This is a genomic window from Williamsia soli (assembly GCF_017377795.1).
Taxonomy (GTDB): Bacteria; Actinomycetota; Actinomycetes; order Mycobacteriales; family Mycobacteriaceae; genus Williamsia; species Williamsia soli.
This window is the reverse complement of sequence record NZ_JAFRDR010000001.1, coordinates 671,929-695,225: the sequence shown is the minus strand read 5'-3', so window position 1 is coordinate 695,225 and position 23,297 is coordinate 671,929. Positions and strand designations below refer to the sequence as shown.

At 65.0% G+C, this 23,297-nt stretch carries 19 protein-coding genes; 8 read left to right on the top strand and 11 right to left on the bottom strand.

The window, feature by feature from the left end; genetic code table 11:
• The first annotated feature begins 41 nt into the window (after positions 1 to 41).
• Positions 42 to 509, top strand: coding sequence for a hypothetical protein (locus tag J3S28_RS03050; protein WP_207837409.1), 468 nt, complete (start codon positions 42 to 44; stop codon positions 507 to 509).
• Here J3S28_RS03050 and fbaA read toward each other — a convergent pair.
• A complete protein-coding gene (gene fbaA, locus J3S28_RS03045; RefSeq protein WP_207837406.1) occupies positions 506 to 1,543 on the bottom strand; it encodes a class II fructose-bisphosphate aldolase in 1,038 nt (345 codons plus the stop codon). The two genes, J3S28_RS03050 and fbaA, sit on opposite strands and share 4 nt — an antisense overlap.
• A gap of 139 nt (positions 1,544 to 1,682) precedes the next feature.
• Here fbaA and J3S28_RS03040 point away from each other — a divergent pair, with 139 nt between their 5' ends.
• On the top strand, positions 1,683 to 2,393 hold the full coding sequence (locus tag J3S28_RS03040) for a VTT domain-containing protein (protein ID WP_307796787.1): 711 nt from the start codon (positions 1,683 to 1,685) through the stop codon (positions 2,391 to 2,393).
• Between the two features lie 86 nt (positions 2,394 to 2,479).
• Here the strand turns inward: J3S28_RS03040 and J3S28_RS03035 are convergent, their stop codons facing one another.
• The 8 genes from J3S28_RS03035 to J3S28_RS03000 form a co-directional block, all read right to left on the bottom strand.
• Positions 2,480 to 4,015 (bottom strand): acyl-CoA synthetase, encoded by a 1,536-nt coding sequence (locus J3S28_RS03035; RefSeq protein ID WP_207837401.1) that lies wholly within the window; start codon positions 4,013 to 4,015, stop codon positions 2,480 to 2,482.
• Positions 4,015 to 4,893: a TetR-type transcription factor C-terminal domain-containing protein gene (locus tag J3S28_RS03030; protein WP_207837399.1), complete on the bottom strand. Its 879-nt coding sequence runs from the start codon at positions 4,891 to 4,893 to the stop codon at positions 4,015 to 4,017. Before J3S28_RS03030 ends, J3S28_RS03035 begins: the two co-directional genes overlap by 1 nt.
• A 37-nt stretch (positions 4,894 to 4,930) precedes the next feature.
• Complete coding sequence (locus tag J3S28_RS03025) at positions 4,931 to 6,376, bottom strand: aldehyde dehydrogenase (protein WP_207837397.1); 1,446 nt, start codon at positions 6,374 to 6,376, stop codon at positions 4,931 to 4,933.
• Positions 6,377 to 6,839: 463 nt separating this feature from the next.
• On the bottom strand, positions 6,840 to 7,499 hold the full coding sequence (locus J3S28_RS03020; RefSeq protein ID WP_207837395.1) for a TrmH family RNA methyltransferase: 660 nt from the start codon (positions 7,497 to 7,499) through the stop codon (positions 6,840 to 6,842).
• Complete coding sequence (gene pyrE / locus J3S28_RS03015) at positions 7,500 to 8,033, bottom strand: orotate phosphoribosyltransferase (RefSeq protein ID WP_207837394.1); 534 nt, start codon at positions 8,031 to 8,033, stop codon at positions 7,500 to 7,502.
• Positions 8,030 to 8,923 (bottom strand): TtfA family protein, encoded by an 894-nt coding sequence (locus J3S28_RS03010; RefSeq protein ID WP_207837392.1) that lies wholly within the window; start codon positions 8,921 to 8,923, stop codon positions 8,030 to 8,032. Before J3S28_RS03010 ends, pyrE begins: the two co-directional genes overlap by 4 nt.
• Positions 8,924 to 9,027: 104 nt before the next feature.
• Positions 9,028 to 9,513, bottom strand: a complete 486-nt coding sequence (locus J3S28_RS03005; RefSeq protein WP_207837391.1) for a hypothetical protein — start codon at positions 9,511 to 9,513, stop codon at positions 9,028 to 9,030.
• A gap of 99 nt (positions 9,514 to 9,612) precedes the next feature.
• Positions 9,613 to 10,617: a D-2-hydroxyacid dehydrogenase gene (locus J3S28_RS03000; protein ID WP_207837389.1), complete on the bottom strand. Its 1,005-nt coding sequence runs from the start codon at positions 10,615 to 10,617 to the stop codon at positions 9,613 to 9,615.
• An 87-nt stretch (positions 10,618 to 10,704) separates the two neighbouring features.
• Here J3S28_RS03000 and J3S28_RS02995 point away from each other — a divergent pair, with 87 nt between their 5' ends.
• Genes J3S28_RS02995 through J3S28_RS02970 form a run of 6 tightly spaced genes read left to right on the top strand, consistent with a single transcriptional unit; the run spans position 10,705 to position 20,137 of the window.
• A complete protein-coding gene (locus J3S28_RS02995; protein WP_207837386.1) occupies positions 10,705 to 11,967 on the top strand; it encodes an aspartate aminotransferase family protein in 1,263 nt (420 codons plus the stop codon).
• Between the two features lie 8 nt (positions 11,968 to 11,975).
• Complete coding sequence (locus J3S28_RS02990) at positions 11,976 to 14,987, top strand: FAD-binding and (Fe-S)-binding domain-containing protein (RefSeq protein ID WP_207837384.1); 3,012 nt, start codon at positions 11,976 to 11,978, stop codon at positions 14,985 to 14,987.
• Positions 14,984 to 16,471 (top strand): NAD-dependent succinate-semialdehyde dehydrogenase, encoded by a 1,488-nt coding sequence (locus J3S28_RS02985; protein ID WP_207837382.1) that lies wholly within the window; start codon positions 14,984 to 14,986, stop codon positions 16,469 to 16,471. The genes J3S28_RS02990 and J3S28_RS02985 overlap by 4 nt, the downstream gene beginning before the upstream one ends.
• Before the next feature lie 48 nt (positions 16,472 to 16,519).
• Positions 16,520 to 17,713 (top strand): M24 family metallopeptidase, encoded by a 1,194-nt coding sequence (locus tag J3S28_RS02980; RefSeq protein ID WP_207837380.1) that lies wholly within the window; start codon positions 16,520 to 16,522, stop codon positions 17,711 to 17,713.
• 7 nt (positions 17,714 to 17,720) lie between these two features.
• Complete coding sequence (locus tag J3S28_RS02975; protein ID WP_207837378.1) at positions 17,721 to 18,953, top strand: aminotransferase-like domain-containing protein; 1,233 nt, start codon at positions 17,721 to 17,723, stop codon at positions 18,951 to 18,953.
• Entirely contained in the window at positions 18,950 to 20,137 is a 1,188-nt protein-coding gene (locus J3S28_RS02970) for a M20 family metallopeptidase (protein WP_307796784.1), read from the top strand. The genes J3S28_RS02975 and J3S28_RS02970 overlap by 4 nt, the downstream gene beginning before the upstream one ends.
• A gap of 180 nt (positions 20,138 to 20,317) precedes the next feature.
• On the opposite strand, the gene J3S28_RS02965 is transcribed toward J3S28_RS02970, so the two are convergent.
• The gene (locus J3S28_RS02965; RefSeq protein ID WP_207837375.1) at positions 20,318 to 21,544 is read right to left on the bottom strand and encodes an HNH endonuclease; all 1,227 of its coding nucleotides are present in this window, start codon (positions 21,542 to 21,544) and stop codon (positions 20,318 to 20,320) included.
• An 857-nt stretch (positions 21,545 to 22,401) separates the two neighbouring features.
• A complete protein-coding gene (locus J3S28_RS02960) occupies positions 22,402 to 23,295 on the bottom strand; it encodes an enoyl-CoA hydratase (protein ID WP_207837372.1) in 894 nt (297 codons plus the stop codon).
• Positions 23,296 to 23,297: the final 2 nt, after the last annotated feature.

The window sequence follows — 23,297 nt, the reverse complement described above, 5'->3', positions numbered from 1 at the left end:
TGTGCCCCACGCGGATGCAGCGTGCCCGATAGGCTCGTCACGTGCCCTCTCCGGAAGACCGGCGGCCCGCTGGTCCAGCCCGACCCACCCACCGGGTGGTGAATGCGGCGACCCTGCCGCTCGCGTCGCAGCGCCCGCCGGCATCGGCACCTCACCGCGATCACGAGCCGCCGACCCGGCCGAATCCGGTCCCGCGTCAAGGTCCACCGCCGCGATTCGCACCGCAGATGAGCAACCGGCCGCCGGCGCCTCCCGAGCACTACCGCCAGATGGTCCAACGTCCGGTGCCCGGCCCCTACGCCCAGCCCGGCCACTTCGTTCAGCGACCCGACCACTACGGCGTCCCGCCGGCACAACACGTCCCGCACGGGGCTGATCCGTACCCGTTCGACCCACCGCGCATGACGACGACGCAGCGGCCGCACCGCCGGGTGGATACCTCGGTCTTATGTGCGGCCGCTGCGTTGGTGCTGCTGGGAGTCGCTGTCCTGGTGGGGCTACTCCTCTAGGCGCTGATGGACTTGCCCGTCGACTTGAGGTCGGTGCACGCCTCGATGACGCGCTCGGTCATCGACGCCTCCGCCTTCTTGTTGTAGACACGGGGGTCGTAGACCTTCTTGTTGCCCACGTCGCCGTCGACCTTGAGGACGCCGTCGTAGTTGGCGAACATGTGACCGGCGATCGGCCGGGTGTAGGCGTACTGGGTGTCGGTGTCGACGTTCATCTTGATGACGCCATAACCCAGGGCCTCTTCGATCTCGCTCTTTAGCGACCCGGATCCACCGTGGAAGACGAAGTCGAAGGGCTTGGCACCCTCGGGCAGCCCGAGCTTCTTGACGGCAACTTCCTGGCCGATCTTGAGGACCTCGGGACGCAGCTTCACGTTGCCAGGCTTGTAGACACCGTGGACGTTGCCGAAGGTCGCGGCCAGCAGGTAACGGCTACCGGAGTCACCCGCACCGAGTGCTTCGAGAGTGGCCTCGAAGTCTTCGGCCGTGGTGAACAGCTTGTCATTGATCTCGTTCTCGACACCGTCCTCTTCACCGCCGACGACACCGATCTCGATTTCCAGGATGATCTTGGCGGCTGCGGCCTTGGCCAGGAGGTCTTTGGCGATCTCCAGGTTCTCGTCGAGCGGCACCGCGCTGCCGTCCCACATGTGCGACTGGAACAGCGGGTTCTTTCCGGCGTCGACGCGCTCCTGGGAGATGGCGAGCAGCGGGCGCACGTAAGAGTCGAGCTTGTCCTTGGGGCAATGGTCGGTGTGCAGGGCCACGGTCACGCCGTACTTCTCGGCAACGACGTGGGCGAACTCGGCCAGAGCGACAGCGCCGGTGACCATGTCCTTGACACCCAGGCCCGACCCGAACTCGGCACCACCGGTGGAGAACTGGATGATGCCGTCACTGCCGGCATCCGCGAAACCCTTGAGGGCAGCGTTGATGGTGTTCGACGACGTGCAGTTGATCGCGGGGAACGCGAACCCGCCTTCCTTCGCCGCATTGAGCATCTGTGCATATTGTTCGGGCGTTGCGATGGGCATATGTCCTCCAGCTGCGGTTCGTTGGCTTATCCGCCCAAGTATGGCAAGTGTGTCCGCTTGCCGCGCCGCCCGCCCATCTGCGCGTCGCCATATCGTCGGTTTGGGAATCGGACAGGAACAACCGGTACTCTTGGGCCCTGTGATCGAGACTGTGCTTGCCCAGACCACCACCGAAGTGGCGTTACTGCCTGGGTTCCTGGACCCGGTCAACCTGCTGAATTCATTCGGGACCTGGATGTTGGGCGGGCTCCTCCTCGTCGTCTTCATCGAGTCCGGATTGCTGTTCCCGCTGCTTCCCGGGGATTCCCTGCTCTTCACCGCAGGCCTGATCGTCGCTGCGAAGTCGACAGAGATCGAACCTTTCGCCCCCCTGTGGGTGTTGCTGGTGACGATCCCGATCGCTGCGTTCCTCGGTGATCAGGTGGGTTATTTTCTCGGCAACCGCTTCGGGTATTCCCTGTTCAAGCCCGACGCCAAGGTCCTCAAGACCAAGTACATCGAAGAGGCTCACGAGTTCTTCGAGAAGCACGGCCCGATCACCATCTTCCTGGCCCGGTTCGTCCCCATCGTGCGGACGTATGCGCCGCTCGTCGCCGGCGCCGCCCGGATGAAGTACCGGACGTTCCTCACCTACAACATCGTCGGCGCGATCGTCTGGGGCGCGGGCGTGACGCTGCTCGGCTATTGGCTCGGACAGATCACGTTCATCCAGGAGAACATCGACTACATCTTCCTGTTGATCGTCTTCGTGTCCGTGCTCCCGATCATCAGCGAGATCGTCAAGCGCTACCGGCGCCGCGGAGACCAGCCGCAGCCCGCGACCGAAGCGCCGTCGGATTCCCCCACCTGACATCAGATGCACCTCGTTAAGTCATATGCACGCGTTTGAACGTGTGCATATGACCGAACGAGGTGCTTTTGTGCGCAGGCCGAACGTCAGCGAGCGAACTGGTTCTTCAGGTCACCCTTGGCGAGTTTGCCTGTCGGTGTCCGGGGCAGGCTGTCGACGAAGATCAGCGAGCGCGGGACCTTGAACCGGGCCAGCCGTTCGCCGGTGAACCGCAAGAGTTCGTCGGAGAGTTCGAGTGATCCTTCGACGCCGTCCACCGTCTGGACGGCCGCGAGGACCGTCTCCCCCATCTCGTCGTCGGGGACGCCGACCACCGCGACGTCGAGGACCTTCGGGTGCCCCGCCAGGACGTTCTCGATCTCCTGCGGATAGATGTTCACGCCGCCCGAGATGATCATGAACGTGGCCCGGTCGGTGAGGAACAGATACCGGTCCGGGTCGAGGTATCCGACATCGCCTGTGGTCGCCCAGTTGTCGTGCTCGGGGTGCTGGGCCGATTTCGTCTTCGCGGGGTCACCCCAGTACTCGAACGGCATCGTCTCCCGCTCGAAGTAGATGACTCCGACCTCACCTGCAGGCAGGTCACTGTCGTCGTCGCCGCAGATGTGGACGGTGCCGAGCCAACCGTCGCGACCGACCGATCCCGGCTTGCGGAGCCATTCCTCGCTGTCGATCATGGTCATGCCGGCGAGCTCGGTGGACGAATAGTATTCCAGCAGAATGGGTCCCCACCAATCGATCATCGCCCGTTTGACGTCGACGGGACACGGGGCCGCGGCATGAATCGCCTGCTTCAGGCTGGAGTGGTCGTACTTGTCGCGGACGTCTGCGGGCAGGCGCAGCATCCGCACGAACATCGTAGGCACCCATTGACTGTGGGTGATCCGGTACTGCTCGATATGACTGAGCGCAGCTTCGGCGTCGAAGCGGTCCATGATGACTGCAGTGCCGCCGATGGCCTGGATCGCAGCCGCAGTGCGCAGTGGCGCAGCGTGATACAGCGGCGCCGGTGACAGGTAGACGGTCTCCGAGTCCATCCCCCACAGGTCCCGGACCATGTGCACCATCGTGTCGCCCTCGTCGCCGACCTGGCGATCCGGCAGTGAGGGTGCGATGCCCTTCGGCTTTCCCGTCGTGCCGGACGAATACAGCATGTCGGCGCCGCGAGGCTGGTCGTCCAGCGGCTCGTCGGAGACATCTGCGAGCGCTTCGTCGAGGTCGGCGTACCCGGCTGTCGGCCCGCCGAAGGAAAGCCGGTGACGGATGTCAGGGGTCAACGAGACGATCTCACCGGCGAGTGCACCCAGCGATGCCGACACCACGAGGCACGTCGCCTGTGAATCCTCGACGATGTACGCGACCTCAGGCGGTGTCAGGTGTCGATTGATGGCCGTCAGGTACAGGCCCGACCGCATTGCCGCCCAGTAGGTCTCGAAGATGCGCGGATTGTTGTCGCTGAGCAGGGCGATGTGGTCACCGCGCTGCAGCCCCAGCGACCGGAAATACCTGGCAAGCTTCACCGAACGGCTCTCGAGTTCGGCGTAGGTGAGTACCTCACCTGTCCCGGCCATGATGACCGCCGGTTTATCCGGGTTGGAGATGGAATGCGCGCCCGGATACATCAGTGGGCTCCCTTCTGGGTGTCGGACGGCACTGTGCCGCGCACAATGTCCAAGGAAAATCGGGTATATGAACGTGCGATGTCCGCGGGCCTGGCCGGCCCTTCCGGACGGAACCAGTTCGCGACGCTCATGCACATCGTCACCACCGCCCGCGACGATTGCTTCGGCTGGGTCGTCCCGAACTCACCCGCTTCGACCGCGGCGAGTACCTCGATATCGACGAGTCGTTGCACCGCAGTCCTTTTGGCAGCGATATTCGTCCGGCTCGCAGACTCGAGGCTGCGCATCTCGCTTCCACACACGAACGACAGCTCGCGCCGATGCGTGTGATAGAGCACTAAACACTCGACCATCAGCGCAAAACGTGTTGCCGCACAATCACCGCCGTCATCGCGGGCGGCGGCCATCCTGTCGATGAGGTCGGTCATCGTGGTGTCCATCAGTGAATACAGCATGGCCTGCTTGCTCGCATGATGGTGATAGAGCGCGGGCACGCTCAGGTGGGCGGCCTCGGCGATGTCTCGGACGGAGCAACCGTGGTAACCCTTGGCCATGATGCACGTCAGGGCCGCGTCGAGGATGGGGTCGTGCGGTGTCGGCTCGTACTCGCGCCACCGCGGCACCGCGTTGGTACTCGCAGGTATGGGACTCAGGCCAACCAGACCGTCCTCGTCGAGCAGTTCGGCGATCGAGATGTCGAGAACCTCACTCACAGCGAACATTCGGCGCACGCTCACGGCTGTCCGGCCGTTCTCGAGCGCCGACAGCGTAGCCGGGCTGACGTCGAGACGACGCGCCATCTCCCGGAGAGAGACCTGCTGCTGTTCGCGATGGGTGCGAATCCGGCGGCCGACCTCCAGGTCGCTGGGAGCGGGCATCAGGCGGGCCGCACGGACGGGTTCCGGACGTCAGTCATCACTCGGGGAGGAAGATCGACTTCAGGCTGTAATAGGCGGCGAGCCCCTCGGGACCGAGTTCACGCCCGAGGCCGCTCGACTTGACCCCGCCGAACGGCGATCCGAAGTCCAGCGCGTAGCTGTTGACCCCGAAGGACCCGGTCTGGATCTGACGGGCGACATCGAGTCCGCGGGAGGAGTCCGCGGTCCACACCGTGCCACCGAGTCCGAACTCGGAGTCATTGGCCATCGAGATGGCCTCGGCCTCACCGTCATACGGCATGACGGTCAAGACAGGTCCGAAGATCTCCTCACGGGCGATGGTCGTGGTGTTGTCGGTGTTGGCGAAGACGGTCGGCTCGACGAACCATCCGCGATCGAGTCCACTGGGCCGGCCACCACCGGTGGTCAGCGTCGCACCCTCGTTGCGTCCGGCGTCGACGTAGGACAGCACCCGATCTCGCTGCTTCTCGCTGACCAGCGGCCCGATGAAGGTGGAGGGGTCCAGTGGATCGCCGACCGGCAGCGATCCGGCCATCGCGGTGATGGCGTCGACGAAGTCCTGGTAGCGACCTTTGGGCGCGAGGATTCGTGTTGACATGTAACAGGTTTGGCCGCTGTTGAGCAACGAAGCCGTCGCCAGTCCGGTGACCGTGGCCTCGATGTCGGCGTCGTCGAGGATCAGCGCGGCGGACTTGCCACCCAGCTCCAGGGTCACCGGGCGAAGCAGTCGACCACACACCTCACCGATCTGACGGCCCGCGGCGGTGGATCCGGTGAACGCGACCTTCTGGACACCCTGGTGGGCCACCAGGTATTTGCCGATGTCAGGGCCGCCGGTGACGACGTTGAGGACGCCGGCGGGCAGGCCGGCCTCGATGGCGGCATCGGCGAGCAGGAACGAGTCGAGGACGGTCTCCGGCGACGGCTTGAGGACGACGGAGCACCCGGCGGCAAGGGCCGGAGCGATCTTGAACGCAGCGAGTACAGACGGGAAGTTCCACGGGGCGATCGCGGCAACCACGCCGACCGGCTCCTTGCGGACCACCGTCGTGCCCGGACCGGGGAACGCGACGCGCCGCTCTTCCAGGGCAGCGTCACGAATCAACCCGGCGAAATAGCGGAGCAGCAACGCCGGCATCGGCCCCTCGGCCATCCCAGCGATCGCGATCGGCATCCCGTTCTGACGAGAGACGACAGTCGCCCGCTCGTCCGCACGCTTGTCGACGGCGTCCGCGAACCGCTCGATGAGATCGGCACGCTCGGACTGCGAGATGCCTGCCCACGCCGGGTCGACGAGGGCGGCACCTGCCGCCGCGACGGCGCTGTCGACATCTGCGGGAGCCGAGGCCGGCACCTGCCCGATCTGCTCCTCGGTGGCTGCGGAGTGGACGGCGATGACATCGCTGGTCGAGGGCTCCTGCCAACGGCCGCCGATGAACAGTTTCGGGTACGAGTACTCCACTGGGTCCAACTTTCTTCTTCGGGCGAGCCGTGGGTGGCCGGCGAGCCGGCACAGCCGTTCAGTTGCATCTGTTGTTCAGGATTTCCGAACACACATCCGGTGCGCTGCGTCGGTGTGCGGTCCGACACACTCCGACGATAATCCGGCGATCAGCCCATGTCAAAGTTGTACACAGCGCCGGCTCAGCCCCTCCGGGACAGGTTGGCAATCGCAAGGATGAGCCTGTTGATAGATCGATTGTTCGGTAGCTGAATGCAACGGGCTGGAGCGGCACTCTCCAGACCGACATGAACGACAGGTCTCAGCAGGACGGCTCTCACCCACCCGAATTCACACCACCCACCGGCAATTGCTAGTGGCTCGTGCAAAAATGAGTGGGGCGGCAGCCTTCACCCACCCGAATTCGCACCGTCCACCGGAAGCTACGGGTGGGGGGTGCGAAAACGGGTGGGTGGGTGAACGGTCACCACGCCTGATCGAGGTCGGCGTGCTGGCGGATCCAGGCGTGCATGGCAATTCCTGCGGCGACACCGGCATTGATGGAGCGGGTCGACCCGAACTGTGCAATGGACACGGTCAGGTCGGCTTGCTTCTGCGCATCCGGACTGATCCCGGGACCCTCCTGCCCGAACAGCAACACACATGCCCGTGGCAGGTCAGCGGTCTCGAGCGGCACCGAGCCCGGGGTGTTGTCCACCGCGACGACAGACAGTCCCCTCTCGCGGGCCCAGACCATCAGCGACTCCACCGAATCATGATGCGATACATGCTGATAGCGGTCGGTCACCATAGCCCCGCGTCGGTTCCAGCGCCTCCTGCCGACGATGTGGACCGCCTCTGCCAAGAAGGCGTTGGCGGTGCGGACCACCGTGCCGATGTTGCCGTCGTGACCGAAGTTCTCGATGGCGACGTGGAACGGATGCCGCCGGGTGTCGAGGTCGGCGACAATCGCTTCTCGCGTCCAATAGCGGTACGGGTCGACCACGTTGCGACGATCACCCTCGGCCAGTAAGTGCGGATCGTAACGCGAGTCCTCGGGGATCTCACCGGTGTGCTCTTCGGTCCACGGACCGACGCCGACCAGCGGCTCACCCCATTCGGTGGGACCGGCGTCGTCGCTCACTCAGCTCAGGCCGATGTCGCTCAGCCCCAAGAGCGACCGGTACTCGACACCCTCTGCAGCGATGACGGCATCCGCACCGGTGGCCCGGTCCACGACGGTCGCCACCCCGACCACGATGGCGCCGGCCTCGCGCAGCGCGCGGACAGCGGTCAACGGTGAGTTGCCGGTCGTGGTGGTGTCCTCGACGACCAGCACTCGTTTGCCCACTATGTCGGGGCCCTCGATCTGGCGTTGCATCCCATGGGCTTTGGCCGTCTTGCGCACGACGAACGCATTGATCGGGCGTCCGGGCGAATGCATGATCGCCGTCGCCACAGGATCGGCCCCCAACGTCAATCCACCGACCGCGTCGAAGTCCCAGTCGGCGGTGAGCTCGCGCAGCAGCCGACCGATCAGCGGTGACGCCTCATGGTGCAGGGTGGCACGACGCAGGTCGACGTAATAGTCGGCCTCGGCGCCCGAGGACAGGGTGACTTTGCCGTGGACCACTGCGAGCTCTTTGACCAAGTCCGACAACCGGTCACGATCGCTCACTGAGGGCCTCCTGCTCGGCGTGATCCCGGCTGCCCAGCTTGGGGCGATATGGGGCCGGGCTGGCGTGGAATCGGTGCGGAGCCACCGACCGGCGGCACCGGGCTGCGCTGGATCGGACCAGAATTGCGAGTGTGTGCACCGGAGTCCCGCGGCGCAGGCCGTGCCGCCCGCTGCGGCAGGTCCTCGCGACGAATGTTCTCGGTGCGGGGCTCGGCGAGACCCCGCCGGGAGCGACCTGTCGGGCTGGACGGATCGCGGGGATCCGGAGCGCCCTGAGGGTCGACGACAGGCGGTAGGACGCGCAGCAGGTCGGTGAAGCGCCGAACGGTTTCGAGTGCGGTGTCGAGGCGTTCGGGATCATTCGTGATCGGCATCGACCCCAGCGACCAGGCGCCCTCGTTCCACAGGATCTGGATGTAGTCGGGGGCATTCGTCGCGAGCGCCACCATGCGTCGATCGCACACCCGCCGCGCGACGTCGAGATGACTGGAGAACATCACGCGCCTGCCCATCGCGCCGAGCAGTTCGACGTCGTCCTCGGAAGGGGCGAGTGTCTTCTCGTGTCGCACGTCGATCGTCACGTTCGACTCCGTGGTGCGGCGGATGGCGACGACGGTCGCGGTGTCGGCGAGGTCGAAGACCAGGGTCTCTTCGCCGTAGTACGAGCCGTACGCCAAATCCTGCACGGCAACATGGTCCGGTACGTCCATCGCCGCGCGTCCGAACTCCGACTTGAGTTCGGGGTCGGTCTCGCGATATTTGAACCCGTGTTGATCTCCCCAGACGGCGCGCTCACGGCGCACGCCGGTGGTGCGCCTGCGATCGAGCAGGAGCAGCGCCACGGCGCCGGCCAACGCAACAGCGGCGATCAGGAAGTAGACGGCAGTCATCACCGGTCAGCTTACCGTGGGGCGCCCGAATCGGAGTCGGTCGGCTGACGCTTCACCTGTTGGGGCGACATGCGCTCAGTCCGAAAGTGTCGCTGGCAGAGGAGCTAATTCTCCGGGATCGAGCCCGACACGCGGCCGTCGACGATGAGGTCAGCGGTTGTTTCGCCGTTCGATTTGATCACTCTCACGACCACCAGGTCACCGACGTCGAGAACATCGACGCTGTCACCGCGCGTCGACTGGACGTGAGCGTCCGGGCTCAGGATCAGATGGTGTTTGCGGCCGTCGGCGGTGTGCACCGACAGCGAACCGGCGTCGATCCGGTCGATGGTGCACAGCACCACCTTCGAACGCTCGGTGTCGAGGTCGTCCGGCACTGCCTCTGCGGACGGTTCGACCGCGGACAGGCCCGCCTTGTTCGGTGCCACCTCGGTCGGACTCACATACTGGATCTGGGTCGACGCCCGGTCGGAGTCGCTGCGCTGCGCCCCCAGATGAATGCAGTAACCGAGAGCCACGCCGGCCACGGCCAGCCCGGCGACACACAACAACGTCACGACCCTCGTCGAACGCGGTTGGGATTCAGACACGAGTCCGAACATAGAAGCCAAGCCTGAGATCCATCTGTGAATAGCCGCAACACGACCTCAATATCTTGACTGCGCCCACCGCTGGGTCGGCGCAGCCGTTCAATTCCGGGCCGGGACCGCCCGTACGTACCCCGCATCTTTGTCCACGATGTTCACCAGGGATTCGCCGCTCGCGTAGCGCTGCAGGTTCGCCAGGAACAACCGCGCGAGTTCTTCCCGCCAGCCCACGACGTCGCCGCTCATGTGTGCGGAGATGTGCACGTTCTCCATATCCCACAGGGGGTTGTCGACGGGGAGCGGCTCTGTCTCGAAAACGTCGAGACTGGCCGCGGCGATCTGGCCATCTCGTAATGCCTCGATGAGGGCCGATTCGTCGACAAGTTGCCCACGCCCGACATTGATCAGATGTGCTGACGGCTTCATGGCCGACAGCACCTCGGCATCGATCATCCGGACGGTCAGCTCGGTCAGCGGCGCGATGGTCACTATGTTGTCGAAGTCACCCGCGTAACCCGCCAACTCATCGGTCCGCAGCACTGTGCCGAAGTCGGGGTCCTCGGTCCGCGCGGTCCGGCCGGCTCCGGTGACCTGCAGCCCTGCGGCTCTGAGCAAACGCGCGACGGCCCTGCCGATCCCGCCGGTACCGATCACCAGGGCGCTGCGACCGGCGGTACGGATCGTGTCACGCCGCTCCCAGTGTTTGAGCTGCTGATATCTCTTGGACAGGTGGAACTGTTTGTCCTGGGCGATGATCGAGCCGAGGACGAACTCGGCAATCGGCCCGTCGAAGACTCCATGGGCGTTGGTGATCGTGATCGGTGACGCCCGCAGTTCGTCGAACAACATCGCGTCGACCCCCGCTGCACACACATGCACCCACTTCAGCGCCTGCGCCTGTTCCCAGTTGTCCTTCAGTGCCGCGGAGAAGAAGTCCCACAGCATCAGGACGTCGGCTCCGCCGTCGGCGACCAGCGCTTCACCGAGGTCGGCCGTGGTGGCGAGCCGCACATGTGCGACCTCAGTGATCTGCTCCAGATTGCCCGGTTTCTCCAGTCCGTCGCGTCCCAGGATCACGACATTCGGCTTCGTGTTCGCAGTTCCCATGCGCCCACGGTAAGGCAGCCACCCTGGCCACCCAGCAGGGACTGTCTAATTGTTGACAATCGTGCAATCGGCAGTCACGGTGTACCCATGAGCTCCGCCACCCTCAGCCCTGCCCTCAAACAAGCCACCCCGGTGGTGGTCGATCACGCCAAGGGGTCGTGGATCCACGGCACCGACGGTGTCGACTACCTCGACTTCACCACCGGTATCGGTGTCACCAGCACCGGCCACTGCCATCCCAAGGTCGTCGCCGCCGCGCAGGAGCAGTGCGGAAAAATTATCCATGCGCAGTACACGACGGTGATGCACAAGCCGCTGCTGGAACTCACGGACAAGCTCGGCGAGCACCTCCCGGCCGGCCTGGACTCCGTGTTCTACGCGAACTCCGGGTCCGAGGCCGTCGAGGCGTCGGTTCGTCTCGCCCGGATGGCCACCGAACGACCGAACATCGTTGTCTTCCAGGGCGGGTTCCACGGCCGAACCGTCGCCGCGGCGACCCTGACGACCGCAGGAACCAGGTTCTCGGCAGGCTTCTCGCCGCTCATGGGCGGCGTCCACATGGCGCCGTTCCCCTACGCGTACCGCTACGGTTGGGACGAGGTGACCGCCGTCGAGTTCGCGCTGCGCGAGCTCGATTACCTGTTCGCCTCTCGCGTCGCGCCGAACGACACCGCCGCGTTCCTGATCGAGCCGGTGCTCGGCGACGGCGGCTACCTCCCGACCCCACCCGCGTTCCTGGCCGGTCTGCGCGAGCGTGCCGACAAGCACGGCATCATCCTGATCCTCGACGAGGTGCAGGCCGGTGTCGGCCGCACCGGCAAGTTCTGGGGACACCAGCACAGCGAAGGCCTGATCCCCGACATCCTCATCACCGCCAAGGGAATTGCCTCGGGCTTTCCGATCTCGGCCATCGCGGCTCCGACGTCGCTGATGGCCAAGGCCTGGCCGGGATCTCAGGGTGGGACCTACGGCGGCAACGCGGTGGCAGCAGCCGCCGGAGTCGCCACACTGCAGGTGATCGCGGAGGAGAACCTGGTCGAGAACGCCCGGGTACGCGGTGATCAGATGCTGCGCGGCCTGTCCGAGCTGGCACCGAAGTTCCCACAGGTCGGCGACGTCCGTGGCTTGGGCCTCATGGCCGGCATCGAGTTCATCGACGGCGACGGCAAGCCCGACGCAGTGGCCGCCGCCGCAGTCCAGCAGGCCGCCATTCCCGAGAAGCTGCTCACTCTCACGTGTGGTCCGATGGGTAACGTCGTGCGACTCATCCCCGCGTTGGTTGTCACCGAAGAGGAAATGGCCACCGGACTGAACAGGTTTGAAGCAGCGCTGACCGCGGCCCTCGGATAGCGAGGGTCATGGACCCCGCACCTACCGGGACTCGCATCAGCGCAGATCTCCAAGCGCTCGGACTGAGCGCCGACGCCTCGACGCGCCGCCTCACCGAATATTCGTACGACGCATCGAATTACCGACTGTCACCGCTGGTCGTGGTGTTCCCGCGTACCGACGAAGACGTGGCATCGGTTGCCGCCTACTGTCACCGCAACGGTCTCACCGTGACCGCTCGCGGCGGCGGTACCGGCATGGGCGGCAACGCGATCGGTAACGGCGTCGTGCTGGACTTCTCGCGGTATATGGACAACGTGCTCGCGGTCGATGCCGAGAGCAGAACTGCGGTGGCCCAGGCGGGCATCGTCTTGACGACGCTGCAGCGCGAGGTGCGCGGCGCCACCGGCGGGACGCTCACCTTCGCACCCGACCCCTCGAGTCAGTCGCGCGCCACCCTCGGTGGCGCCATCGGCAACGACGCGTGCGGTAACCACTCGGTGCGCTACGGCCGCACCACCGATCACATCGAGGCGCTCGATCTCGTCACCGCCGAAGGACTGCGGTTGACCGCTCTTCGCAACGGGCTCGTGGCCACCGATCCGTCCGACGGTCCTGCGGTCGCGCGGGCCGAGGAGCTGACCGCGGCGATGCGCGAGCTAACGTCGGCGAACTTGAGCGGCCTACGCACCGAGATGGAGCAGATCCCGCGCCAGGTATCCGGATATCATCTCGGAAAGCTGTTGCCCGAAAACGGCTTCGACGTCGCCCGTGCGCTGGTGGGCACCGAAGGCACCTGCGCGATCGTGGTCTCCGCCAAGGTCCGGCTCGTCACCGCTCCCACTCGCGCCTTGCTGCTGTGTCTCGGGTATCGCAACGTGGTCGACGCCGCTCGCGACGTCCCGACCCTGCTGGAGTTCGCCCCGTCCGCCATCGAGGGCATCGACGAACGGATCGTGCAGACCATGCGGGCCCGGCGTGGCGATGATTCTGTCGCGGGACTGCCCGAGGGCAACGCCTGGCTCTACATCGACCTCGATGAGGAAAGCGCAGACGATGTTCCTCAGGCGGCGGCCGACCTGCTGGATAAATTGCAGGCCAACGGCCGTCTGGTCGACGGGCGCACCGTGCCCGATCCCGCGCAGCGGGTGTCGCTCTGGCGGGTCCGCGAAGACGGCGCCGGATTGTCGTCGCGGCTGGTGAGCCCGGAAGAGATCAACCCCGAAGAAGGCGGGCACGGCGGCACCTACGAGTCGTGGCCCGGCTGGGAGGACTCGGCGGTCGCGCCCGAGAACCTCGCCGACTACCTCGAAGGCTTCACCGAACTGCTCGATCACCACGGCTTGACCGGAGTCATGTACGGCCACTTCGGCGCCGGCTGCATGCACGTGCGCATCACATTCGACCTGCGCAGCGCAGAGGGTCGGGCGGTGATGCGCCGGTTCTGCACCGACGCCGCCGCGCTGGTGGTCAAACACGGCGGTTCGCTGTCCGGCGAGCACGGTGACGGTCGCGCACGGTCAGAGCTGCTGCCGATCATGTACTCACCCCAGATGATCTCGGCCTTCGGCGATTTCAAGAGGATCTGGGATCCGACCGGCATCCTCAACCCGGGCAGCATCGTCGACCCTGATCCACTCGACGAGAACCTGGTGCTCGCCAACGTGCCGAATCGACGGTGGCAGACGAGCTTCGATCTCGGAACCCCCGGGATAGGCGTCGACGGACAACCGGGCCTCGATCCGTTCGTCCATGCCGTGCAGGGCTGTATCGGCGTCGGCCGCTGCCGTTCCGACTCGGGCGGAGTCATGTGCCCGAGCTATCGCGCAACGCGGGACGAAAAGGACTCCACTCGCGGACGGGCACGCGTGCTGCAGGAGATGGTCCGCACCGCACCCGACATCAAATCCGGCTGGCGTGATGAGGATTCGCGCGAAGCCCTCGACCTGTGTCTGTCGTGCAAGGCCTGCTCGACCGATTGCCCGGTGGGCGTCGACATGGCCACCTACAAATCGGAGTTCTTCTCCAACTACTACCGCGGGCGGGTCCGCCCGCTCTCGCACTACTCGCTGGGCTGGATGCCGGCCTGGCTCAGCGTCGCAGGCACGCTGGCCCCGCTGATCAACAAGACGTTGTCCAGCAGACTGTCGACGCTGGCCGCCAAGGCCGGCGGGATCGACCCGCGGCGCACCATGCCCGCGTTCGCCCGTCGTAAACAGGTCCGTGCCGGGATGGCCGGACTGCGTGCCGACCCGTCCGCTGACACCGTGCTCTTCGTCGATTCGTTCACCAAGGCGTTTCGTCCGCACGTCGCGGCCGCCACCGCCAACGTCCTCGGCAGCGCGGGGCGCACGGTCAGTTGCGAGGCCGATCAGTGCTGTGGACTCACCTGGATCTCCACGGGACAACTCGGGCATGCCCGAAAAGTCTTGGCCCGTACGGCTGCTGCCCTCGACGACGGCACCGACCGGCCGATCGTGGTGCCCGAGCCGAGTTGCGCGGCCGCTCTGCGCAAGGACCTGCCCGAGCTCGTCCACACCGACGCCGCCCGGCGGGTCGCGGCACGGGTTCGTAGCTTCGCCGTCGAGGTGGGACATCTCCTCGACGGCGGCTGGCAACCACCGGTACCGTTGCCTGCCGAGGTCACGGTGCAGACCCACTGCCACGAATACGCCTCGTTCGGGCCAACCACGCAACCGGCGGTCCTGAGGCGACTCGGTGCCACCACCGTGCACCAGGCGGACGGATGCTGCGGTGTCGCGGGCAACTTCGGTTTTGAAAAGGGCCACTACGACGTCAGCATGGACGTCTCCGAACAGGCGTTGGCCCCCGCATTGCGACAGCATGGGGGCGACACACCCGTCCTCACCGACGGCTTCAGCTGCGCCATGGCCGTACAACACCTCGCCGCCACCGACAACACCATTCCCGATGTGCAGTCCGTCCATCTGGCCGAACTGCTCGACCCCGCTTCGGTCATCTCACAGACGACCGCGCAGACACCTGCGGCTCAGGTCGCCGAACAAGGAGGTTCGATATGACAGCGTCAACCGTCACCGACCGCAAGGGCCGGGCCGCCGACCTCGTCGGTGCGCTGCCCACCGGGCTCTACATCAACGGGGAATGGGCCCCGGCAGCAGACGGCGCGACGTTCGACGTCGAGAACCCCGCCACGGGCGAGGTGATCGCCACCGTCGCCAAGGGCGGGCAAGCAGACGCCACCGCCGCCATCGAAGCCGCAGCGGCACACCAGAAGAGCTGGGCAGCGACCGCGCCTCGCGAACGAAGCGAGATCCTGCGCCGCGCCTACGAACTCATCCTCGATCGCCAGGACGACCTGGCGCTCATCATGACCACCGAGATGGGCAAGCCACTGGCCGAGGCCAAGGGCGAGGTCGCGTACGCCGCAGAGTTCTTCCGCTGGTTCTCCGAAGAGGCGGTGCGGATCGGTGGCGACCACACCACCACCGGCGACGGCAAGAACCGCATCCTCGTCACCAAAGAGCCTGTCGGGCCCTGCATCCTCATCACACCGTGGAACTTCCCACTGGCGATGGGTACCCGCAAGATCGGGCCCGCCATCGCAGCCGGATGCACGATGGTGTTCAAGCCGGCCGAGCTCACGCCGCTCACCATTCTCGCGTTGACGGAGATCCTCACGGAGGCCGGCCTCCCGCGCGGTGTCCTCAACATCGTCACCACCGACGATCCCGGCTCGGTCGTGGAGACCTGGATGGACAGCGGTCTCGCGCGCAAGGTCAGCTTCACCGGCTCGACCCAGGTCGGTAAACTTCTGCTGGAGCAGGCATCCCGGTCGGTGATGCGCACCTCGATGGAACTCGGCGGCAACGCCCCGTTCCTCGTTTTCGGCGACGCCGACATCGACAAGGCCGTCGATGGCGCCATGGTCGCGAAGATGCGCAACATGGGCGAAGCATGCACCGCGGCGAACCGGATCTTCGTACACCGCAGTGTCGCAGGCGAGTTCGGCACCAAGCTCGCCGAGAAGATGAAGGCCCTCAACGTCGGTGACGGCGCCGTCGACGGCACCGATGTCGGACCCCTCGTCGAGCAGAAGGCCGTCGACAAGGTGAAGTCTCTGGTGGCCGATGCGGTCGATCGTGGGGCCACGGTGATCTGCGGTGGCGGAACCCCTGATGGGAACGGATACTTCTATCAGCCGACGGTGTTGTCGGGGGTCGATCCGAACTCAGACCTGATGGGCACCGAGATCTTCGGACCGGTTGCTCCGATCATCCCGTTCGACGATGAAGACGAGGTGATCGCTCTGGCAAACGACACCCCCTGGGGCCTGGTGGGTTACCTCTTCACCCAGGACATCGATCGCGGACTCCGTGTCTCGTCGGCGCTCGAGGTGGGCATGGTCGGACTCAACACCGGCCTGGTCTCCAATCCGGCGGCACCGTTCGGTGGTGTCAAGCAATCCGGCCTCGGTCGAGAGGGCGGCAAGATCGGGATCGATGAGTTCCTCGAGATCAAGTATCTGGCCATCCCGCGCACGTAGATATCGGGTACCAGAGACGAATACGACCAAAGGAGGTGTGACGAAACGATGTACCTCGGATCACAGCTGTTCACCGACGCCGAATACGAACGCCGTCTGGCGGACGTCCGGACCATGATGGATCGGCAGGGCCTGTCGGCGATCATCGTGACCGACCCGGCGAACATCTTCTACCTCATCGGTTACAACGCTTGGTCGTTCTACACCCCGCAGATGCTGTTCGTCCCGATGGACGGCGAGATGGTGTTCTTCGCACGGGAGATGGACGCCCACGGCGCTCACCGCACCACGTGGCTTCCCGCCGAGCAGATCGTCGGCTATCCGGAGAGCTACGTGCACCGCCCGCACGTACACCCATTCGACTGGGTGGCATTCGCCTTGCGCCAGCGCCACCTCATCGCACCGGCGTCGCGCGGCGGTTCGGTCGGGATGGAGATGGACTCACACTTCTTCTCCCCCAAGGCCTACCGGGCGCTGTTCAACGCCATCCCCGAGTGGAAGTTGGTCGACTGCTTCGAGCTGGTCAACTGGGTGCGATCGGTGAAGTCCGACGCCGAGATCCAGCTGATGCGACAGGCCGGCATGGTGTGTTCAGAAGCCATGCGGGCAGCCATCGACACCATCGACATCGGGGTCCGGCAGTGTGATGCGGCAGCGGCGATTTCGCAGGCGCAGATCACCGGCACCGACAAGTTCGGTGGTGACTATCCGGCCATCGTCCCGATGATGCCTACCGGCGCCGCCGCCGACACACCGCATCTCACGTGGCATCAGGGCACCTTCATCAGCGGCGAGGCTGTGGTCGTCGAGCTGACGGGCGCCCACAACCGCTACCACTGTCCCCTCGCCCGCACCGTAGCGCTGGGCCCGGTGAACAAGGATGTCGATTACGTCGCCGGCGCGACCGCCGAGGGCCTCAACAACGTGCTCGAGGCCATCGCACCCGGTGTCCCGACCCGCGAACTCGCGTCCACCTGGAACTGGACCCTGGCCAAGTACGGACTCGAAAAGCATTCTCGTCTCGGCTATTCGATCGGAATCGGTTATCCGCCGGACTGGGGCGAGCGCACCATCAGCATCCGCACCGAGGACGAGTCGATCCTCGAGGAGAACATGACGTTCCACATCGTCTGCGGCATGTGGATGGACGGCTACGGCTTCGAGTTGTCAGAGTCGGTTCGGGTGAGTGCCACCGGAGTCGAGACCTTCACCAGCTTTCCCCGCGACCTGATCAGAAAGTGAGAGACGTATGACCGCAACCGAACTCTCCCACCACGCCCGGACCTTCCCGCTCGCCGGGCGGGCCAAGGATCTCGTGGGCTCGATGATCGATTCGTCGACCTCGTTACTGGCAGCCCAGAAACACGACATCGTGCGCTTCGCAATGGGTTCGCCTGCCGACGAGGCCGTGCCCGCCGACGAGTTCCGAGAGATCGCCGGCAGCATCCTCGACCACACATCCTTCACCTACGGTGCATCCGAGGGTGAGCCGCGTCTACTTGATCTACTGGTCAAATACCTTGCCGGCACGCCTGACCCGGCCGGCGAAGACCGCCTCGTCATCACCACCGGCGGCATGCAGGGCCTCGACCTCGCGTGCAAACTCTTCGTCGACCCGGGCGACCTGGTGATCACCGAGTCCCCCACGTACACCAACGGCAGCGCCACGGCGCTGTCTTATGGTGCGCAGCTTCTCGAAGTCCCCGTCGACGACGAGGGCATGGTGGTAGACCTGCTGCCCGACCTGGTAGCGCGTACCCATCGCACCCCCAAGGCGATCTACACGATTCCCAATTTCCAGAACCCGTCCGGTGTGACGCTGTCCCTGGAGCGCCGGAAAGCGTTGTTGGAGTTGGCCCACAAGTGGGGCGCGGTGATCATCGACGACGATCCCTACGCGTTGCTGCGCTTCTCCGGTGAAGAGATCCCGACGTTCAGGACGCTGAGCCCCGACGATCCCCTGCTTTTCTCGGTGCGCACCTTCTCCAAGATTCTGGCGCCCGGTTGGCGCGTCGGTTGGATCGATGCCGACCCAGCTCTGCGCCAACTGCTGATCAACGGCAAGCAGGCCATGGACACCTGCACCAATGTGCCGAACCAGCACATCGTGGCCGAGTACATCTCCCGGGGCGGCCTGGACGATCACCTGGTGTCGATCCGCGAGCTGTACCGAATCCGGCGCGACGCCATGCTCACGTCGCTGCAGACCCACCTCGGTGACGACGTCACGAGCACCAATCCCGATGGCGGCTTCTTCCTTTGGGTCACGCTGCAGGGCAAGTACGCCGAGCTCGACACCCGCGAGCTCTTCGAGATCGCACTCGCGCAGGGCGTCGCGTTCATCCCGGGCCCGGCGCTGTCACCCGGCGGCCACTTCCGCAATGCCCTGCGTCTGTGTTTCGCCTCGAGCACCCCGGAACGGATCGACGAGGGTGTCCGCCGCCTCAAGAGTGCTCTGGATCTGGCGCTGGCTACCTCGTGACCGAGACGGTCGTGGACGAAGCTGCCGTGCTCGACCTGATCGACGAGGCTGAGCTGGTCTCGCTGACGCGGTCCCTCATCGATGCCGGCGGCGAGAATCCGGGTGGCACCGAGGGACAGACCGTCGCCGTACTCGAACGGGCGTGCCAGGCGTTGGGGTTCACCGTCGAAACGTGGGACGTCGCTCCGGGTCGGCCGAATCTGACGGCCACACTGCCGGGCACCGGCGACGCTCCGGGGCTGATGGTCCTCGGACACTCCGACGTGGTGCCGGCCGGTGACGGCTGGAGCCGGCGCCCGTTCGAGGCGAGTGTGTCAGCCGGACGGATCTACGGTCGCGGCGCCACCGACATGAAGGGCGGCCTGGCGTCGGCTGTGATCGCGATGGCCGCGTTGTCGCGGTCCGGGGTGCAGTTGCCCGGGCCCGTGCAACTCGCCTGCACGGTCGACGAAGAAGATCTCGGGATCGGCATCCGGGACTTCGTGACGCGCTCGTCGTCGCACCGGTTCGCCGGCTGCGTGGTCGCCGAGCCCACCGACCTCGAGACAGTCATCGCCTGCCGCGGTGCGTCGTACATCGAGGTCCGGATCACCGGGCGCGCTGCTCACTCGGGTCGTCCCGCCGACGGTCGCAATGCCATCGATGCGGCGGCGGCGATCATCGACCTGGTCCGCGCGGACCAGCGCAGCATGCTCTCCTCGCCCGATCCCCTGCTGGGCACCGGGACCTGGAACACCGGCCTCATCGAAGGCGGTCAGGGTGTTTCGGTCGTAGCACCCAGCGCCACCGTCAGTTTCGATCGTCGGCTCATGCCCGGTGAGGACGCATTCGAGGTCGCCACGTGGCTGCGCGGCGCGATCAGCGAGGCAGGTATCGACTCCGACGGCATCACCGTCGATGTCGAGGTCACGATGGCCATGCCCGGCTTCGAAACAGATCGCGACCACCCACTTGCCGCGCGGGCCGCCTCTGCGGTGGTCGATGCCGGTGGAGAGACCACCATCACCGGGTGGACAGCGGCCTGCGACGGCGGGTTCATCAACCGGGACCTGGGAATCCCCGCCATCGTCCTCGGCCCTGGCGGTCTGAACGATCAGGCCCATCGTCCCGACGAGTCCGTCTCGATCGCCGAGTTGGTCACCGCAGCGAAGGCATACGCCCTCCTGGCCTTACGCCTGCTCTGACTGCCAAAGATGCCGCCGACCGTGCCAATCCGGCGGAGACCGTGGTGCTGCCGTCCGGCCCATCCGGGCGGCAGCACCGTGCGTTTCACACTGTGGAGTTGTCAATTTGCGTGCGCGGTCCCGATGCGTTCTCGGGTGCGCGGGGGTCGAGCGGTCTGGAAGTTGTTGTGAGTAAGTAGGTCAGGCTGCGAGTGTCATGGTTCGCCTGTTGTAGGCGGGTAAGGGTCTTCGTTGCCGATCCATCTCGGCGGGCGGGATCAGCCACGGGTGCCCATCAGAGCCCATGGTGATTTCCCATCCGGTGTTGTGGATTGCGCGGTGGCAGGTCCGGCACAGTAGGCACCCGTTTCCCAGTGTTGTGGTGCCACCGTCGGACCAGTAGATGATGTGGTGGCAATCGGACCAGGACGCTGATCCGCCGCATTTGATGCAGCATTGGTCGCGGATGATGATCGCCTTGCGGACAGCGCCGGTGAACAGGCGTGTGGAGGGTCCCATGTCGATCGGCACCCCATGCTGGTCGAGGATGACCGATGCCATCGAGGAATCACACGCCAGCACTTTTGCGAGGTCCTCGGTGATCGGGCCCATCCACTGCAGCGTCGCACGCTCGGGGTGGTCGGCGGGGACAGACACGTTCACCTCGGTCCGCGGCGCCGAGATCAGCCCGTCGCCGCCACCACTAGCACCGCCACCGCCACTGTCGAGCAGTCGATGCAGTGCATCGGCGCGGCGCTGGGTGTCGCTGCGGGCATCATCAGATCCATCAGGCTCTGGGCGTGGCCGGCTCCACAGGTCCAGCGCGGCGTACAGCTTCTCCCCGATCTGCGCATCCACATCGAACCGACCCACCAACCGTCCCTCACTGAACGCGTAATCGAGCTTGTTCAGTGCGGGATCCTCAGCCGGGGTGGGTCCGCCGGTGTCGTGGGCGACCTGGTTTCCCAGACCCTGGGCGATCTTCTCGATCTCGGTGGGCCGCGCTCCGGAGATGGCGTGAGTCAACAATTTTCTTTCGAAGACGACTCGTTCCTCGTCGGTGATCGCGACGTCCGACCTGTCGTTGATCTGCTTGATCCCTTTGACCACGGCGTCGACATGCTCGGTGGAGAGGAATCCGTCCCGGAAGTACCCGGCGGTGCGATCGAGCGTCGCGACGCCGGCGCCGATGCGTAGCCAGCGTGATGCTGATGCTGGGGCGGCGCCGTTGTCTTGCAGCCACTTCGACGGTGTGGTGCCGGCTTTCTTCGCGAACCCCAGTCGGTCGATCATCGCCGCGCAGACCGACAGCTTCGACTCGGTGGCATTGCGCAGGGTGATCAGGTCTTTCGTCAGTGACGCCAGGTCACCGGGATCGTCTGGTACCACCAGCCCGATCATGTCTTCAGTAGTGGTGCAGATGTTCATCGAACCCCTCCCCAGGTCGATCGACTAACACCAATCTAACTGTTCGAACAGATGTTCGCAAGTGGTCCGAACGGATGAATACCACTGGCAGTCAACAGAATCTGGGACACCACACACCGACTCGACTCGGGCACAGTGCCTTCGATTGAAGGTTATCAGCGACCTCCGACAGTGAAACCGGTTGTTCGCACGGGTAACTGGTTGCGCTGTTGCATGACTCGCACGACCGCGTGAAGGTCAGGCCTCAAGCTGCAAACGGACGTGGGGTGCCAGCACAGACTGGCAGAGCCACATTGCAGACGACAGGAGGCCTCCGGTGACCACTAAGGGCACAAGTGTTGGGTTAAGTGTTCATGCGTGTTCGGTGACTGCGCACGCAGTGGACTTCGATGAACGCCACAAAAACAGCTGCGTGGCCAACGGGGCCGTCGCCCAAGAATTGGCCGGCTGGTGCTGGTCGCTGGCTACCTTGGAGACCTAACTGGCGCCGCAATGACTTGGTCACACGTCGGGATCTGACACGGGGTGAGGACAGAACGAATCCACGCTTGCCCATTGTGTAGCAACAACATTAACCGATCGTGTTGCTGTGAAGAGAGGCACGCGTTCTGGAGCCGAACATCGTCCTGCGGCACCCAACCCGCGTATGTCAGGCCGACACCACCGCCGTGAGTAACGACCACCCCAGCCCTATCCCGGCGGGTGACCATACCCACTTCCCACACCGCCCTACACCACTATCGGGCGGATTTCGACGCGGAGACTTGACAAACGGTGCTACACATCAGGGCACGGTCGACGTCGACAAAGGCACGATCGACGCGGGCCAAAGTTCCCTTCGACCGTGCCAAAAATGCTCAGGGCGTGTACTTGTCCGACGACTGCGGCGGTCCGGCAGTTCGCCAGTCGTCGATGTCAGGGCCTGGTTTCGCAACCGGGAGACGATCGTCGTGTAAGGCCGACCAGTGCGCATGGCCAAGTTGATGAATGTAGTACGAGTGCTTCAGGGACTCTTGGAATCCCATCGCATCGACGGCGCCGTTGATCGTGTCTTTGACCAACAGCGCGGCGAATGTGGGTCGTGACGCGATACGCCTCGCGAACTCGAGCGTTTTGTCGGGCAGTTCGTCTCGGGGGAAGATCTTCGACACCATCCCGAGCCGGTAACCTTCCTCTGCGTCAATCGAATCACCCGTCAAGAGCAGCTCTTTGGCTTTCCGCGGTCCGAACTCCCACGGGTGCGCTACATACTCGACACCAGGCATACCAAGACGTGCTGCGACCACGTCAGAGAAGACCGCATCGTCAGCCGCGACGATGAGGTCGCAGGACCACATGAGCATCAGACCAGCGGAGATCACGTTCCCGTGTACCTGCGCGATCGTTATCTTGCGCAGTTCCCGCCAGCGCTTGGTGTTCTCGAAGTAGTAGTGCCACTCCTGGAGGGCCCTGTTTTCGACGACACCTTCCCTCGTCCCACCGTCCATTCGAAATGTCGCGTGCTGATTCGGACCGGGCGCAACCTCGGTGATCGCCTCTTCTGACCCCATGTCGTGACCGGCAGAAAAGCTCGGACCGTTGGCCGCCAGGATGATCACGCGCACGGTGTCGTCGGCCTCGGCCTTTCGCAACGCCTCATCGAGTTCGACGAGCAATCGTCGATTCTGGGCGTTGCGCGTTTGGGGGCGATTCAACGACACACGGGCGATTCGCCCATCATCAAGGGACTCGTAGGTGACGGCCGGCTCCATTG

Excerpts from the sequence above, each read along its gene's own strand:
- fbaA (WP_207837406.1), bottom strand. The coding sequence starts at position 1,543 with ATGCCCATCGCAACGCCCGAACAATATGCACAGATGCTCAATGCGGCG.
- J3S28_RS03035 (WP_207837401.1), bottom strand. The coding sequence starts at position 4,015 with ATGTATCCGGGCGCGCATTCCATCTCCAACCCGGATAAACCGGCGGTC.
- J3S28_RS03030 (WP_207837399.1), bottom strand. The coding sequence starts at position 4,893 with ATGCCCGCTCCCAGCGACCTGGAGGTCGGCCGCCGGATTCGCACCCAT.
- J3S28_RS03010 (WP_207837392.1), bottom strand. The coding sequence starts at position 8,923 with ATGACTGCCGTCTACTTCCTGATCGCCGCTGTTGCGTTGGCCGGCGCC.
- J3S28_RS03000 (WP_207837389.1), bottom strand. The coding sequence starts at position 10,617 with ATGGGAACTGCGAACACGAAGCCGAATGTCGTGATCCTGGGACGCGAC.
- J3S28_RS02995 (WP_207837386.1), top strand. The coding sequence starts at position 10,705 with ATGAGCTCCGCCACCCTCAGCCCTGCCCTCAAACAAGCCACCCCGGTG.
- J3S28_RS02990 (WP_207837384.1), top strand. The coding sequence starts at position 11,976 with ATGGACCCCGCACCTACCGGGACTCGCATCAGCGCAGATCTCCAAGCG.
- J3S28_RS02985 (WP_207837382.1), top strand. The coding sequence starts at position 14,984 with ATGACAGCGTCAACCGTCACCGACCGCAAGGGCCGGGCCGCCGACCTC.
- J3S28_RS02980 (WP_207837380.1), top strand. The coding sequence starts at position 16,520 with ATGTACCTCGGATCACAGCTGTTCACCGACGCCGAATACGAACGCCGT.
- J3S28_RS02975 (WP_207837378.1), top strand. The coding sequence starts at position 17,721 with ATGACCGCAACCGAACTCTCCCACCACGCCCGGACCTTCCCGCTCGCC.
- J3S28_RS02965 (WP_207837375.1), bottom strand. The coding sequence starts at position 21,544 with ATGAACATCTGCACCACTACTGAAGACATGATCGGGCTGGTGGTACCA.
- J3S28_RS02960 (WP_207837372.1), bottom strand. The coding sequence starts at position 23,295 with ATGGAGCCGGCCGTCACCTACGAGTCCCTTGATGATGGGCGAATCGCC.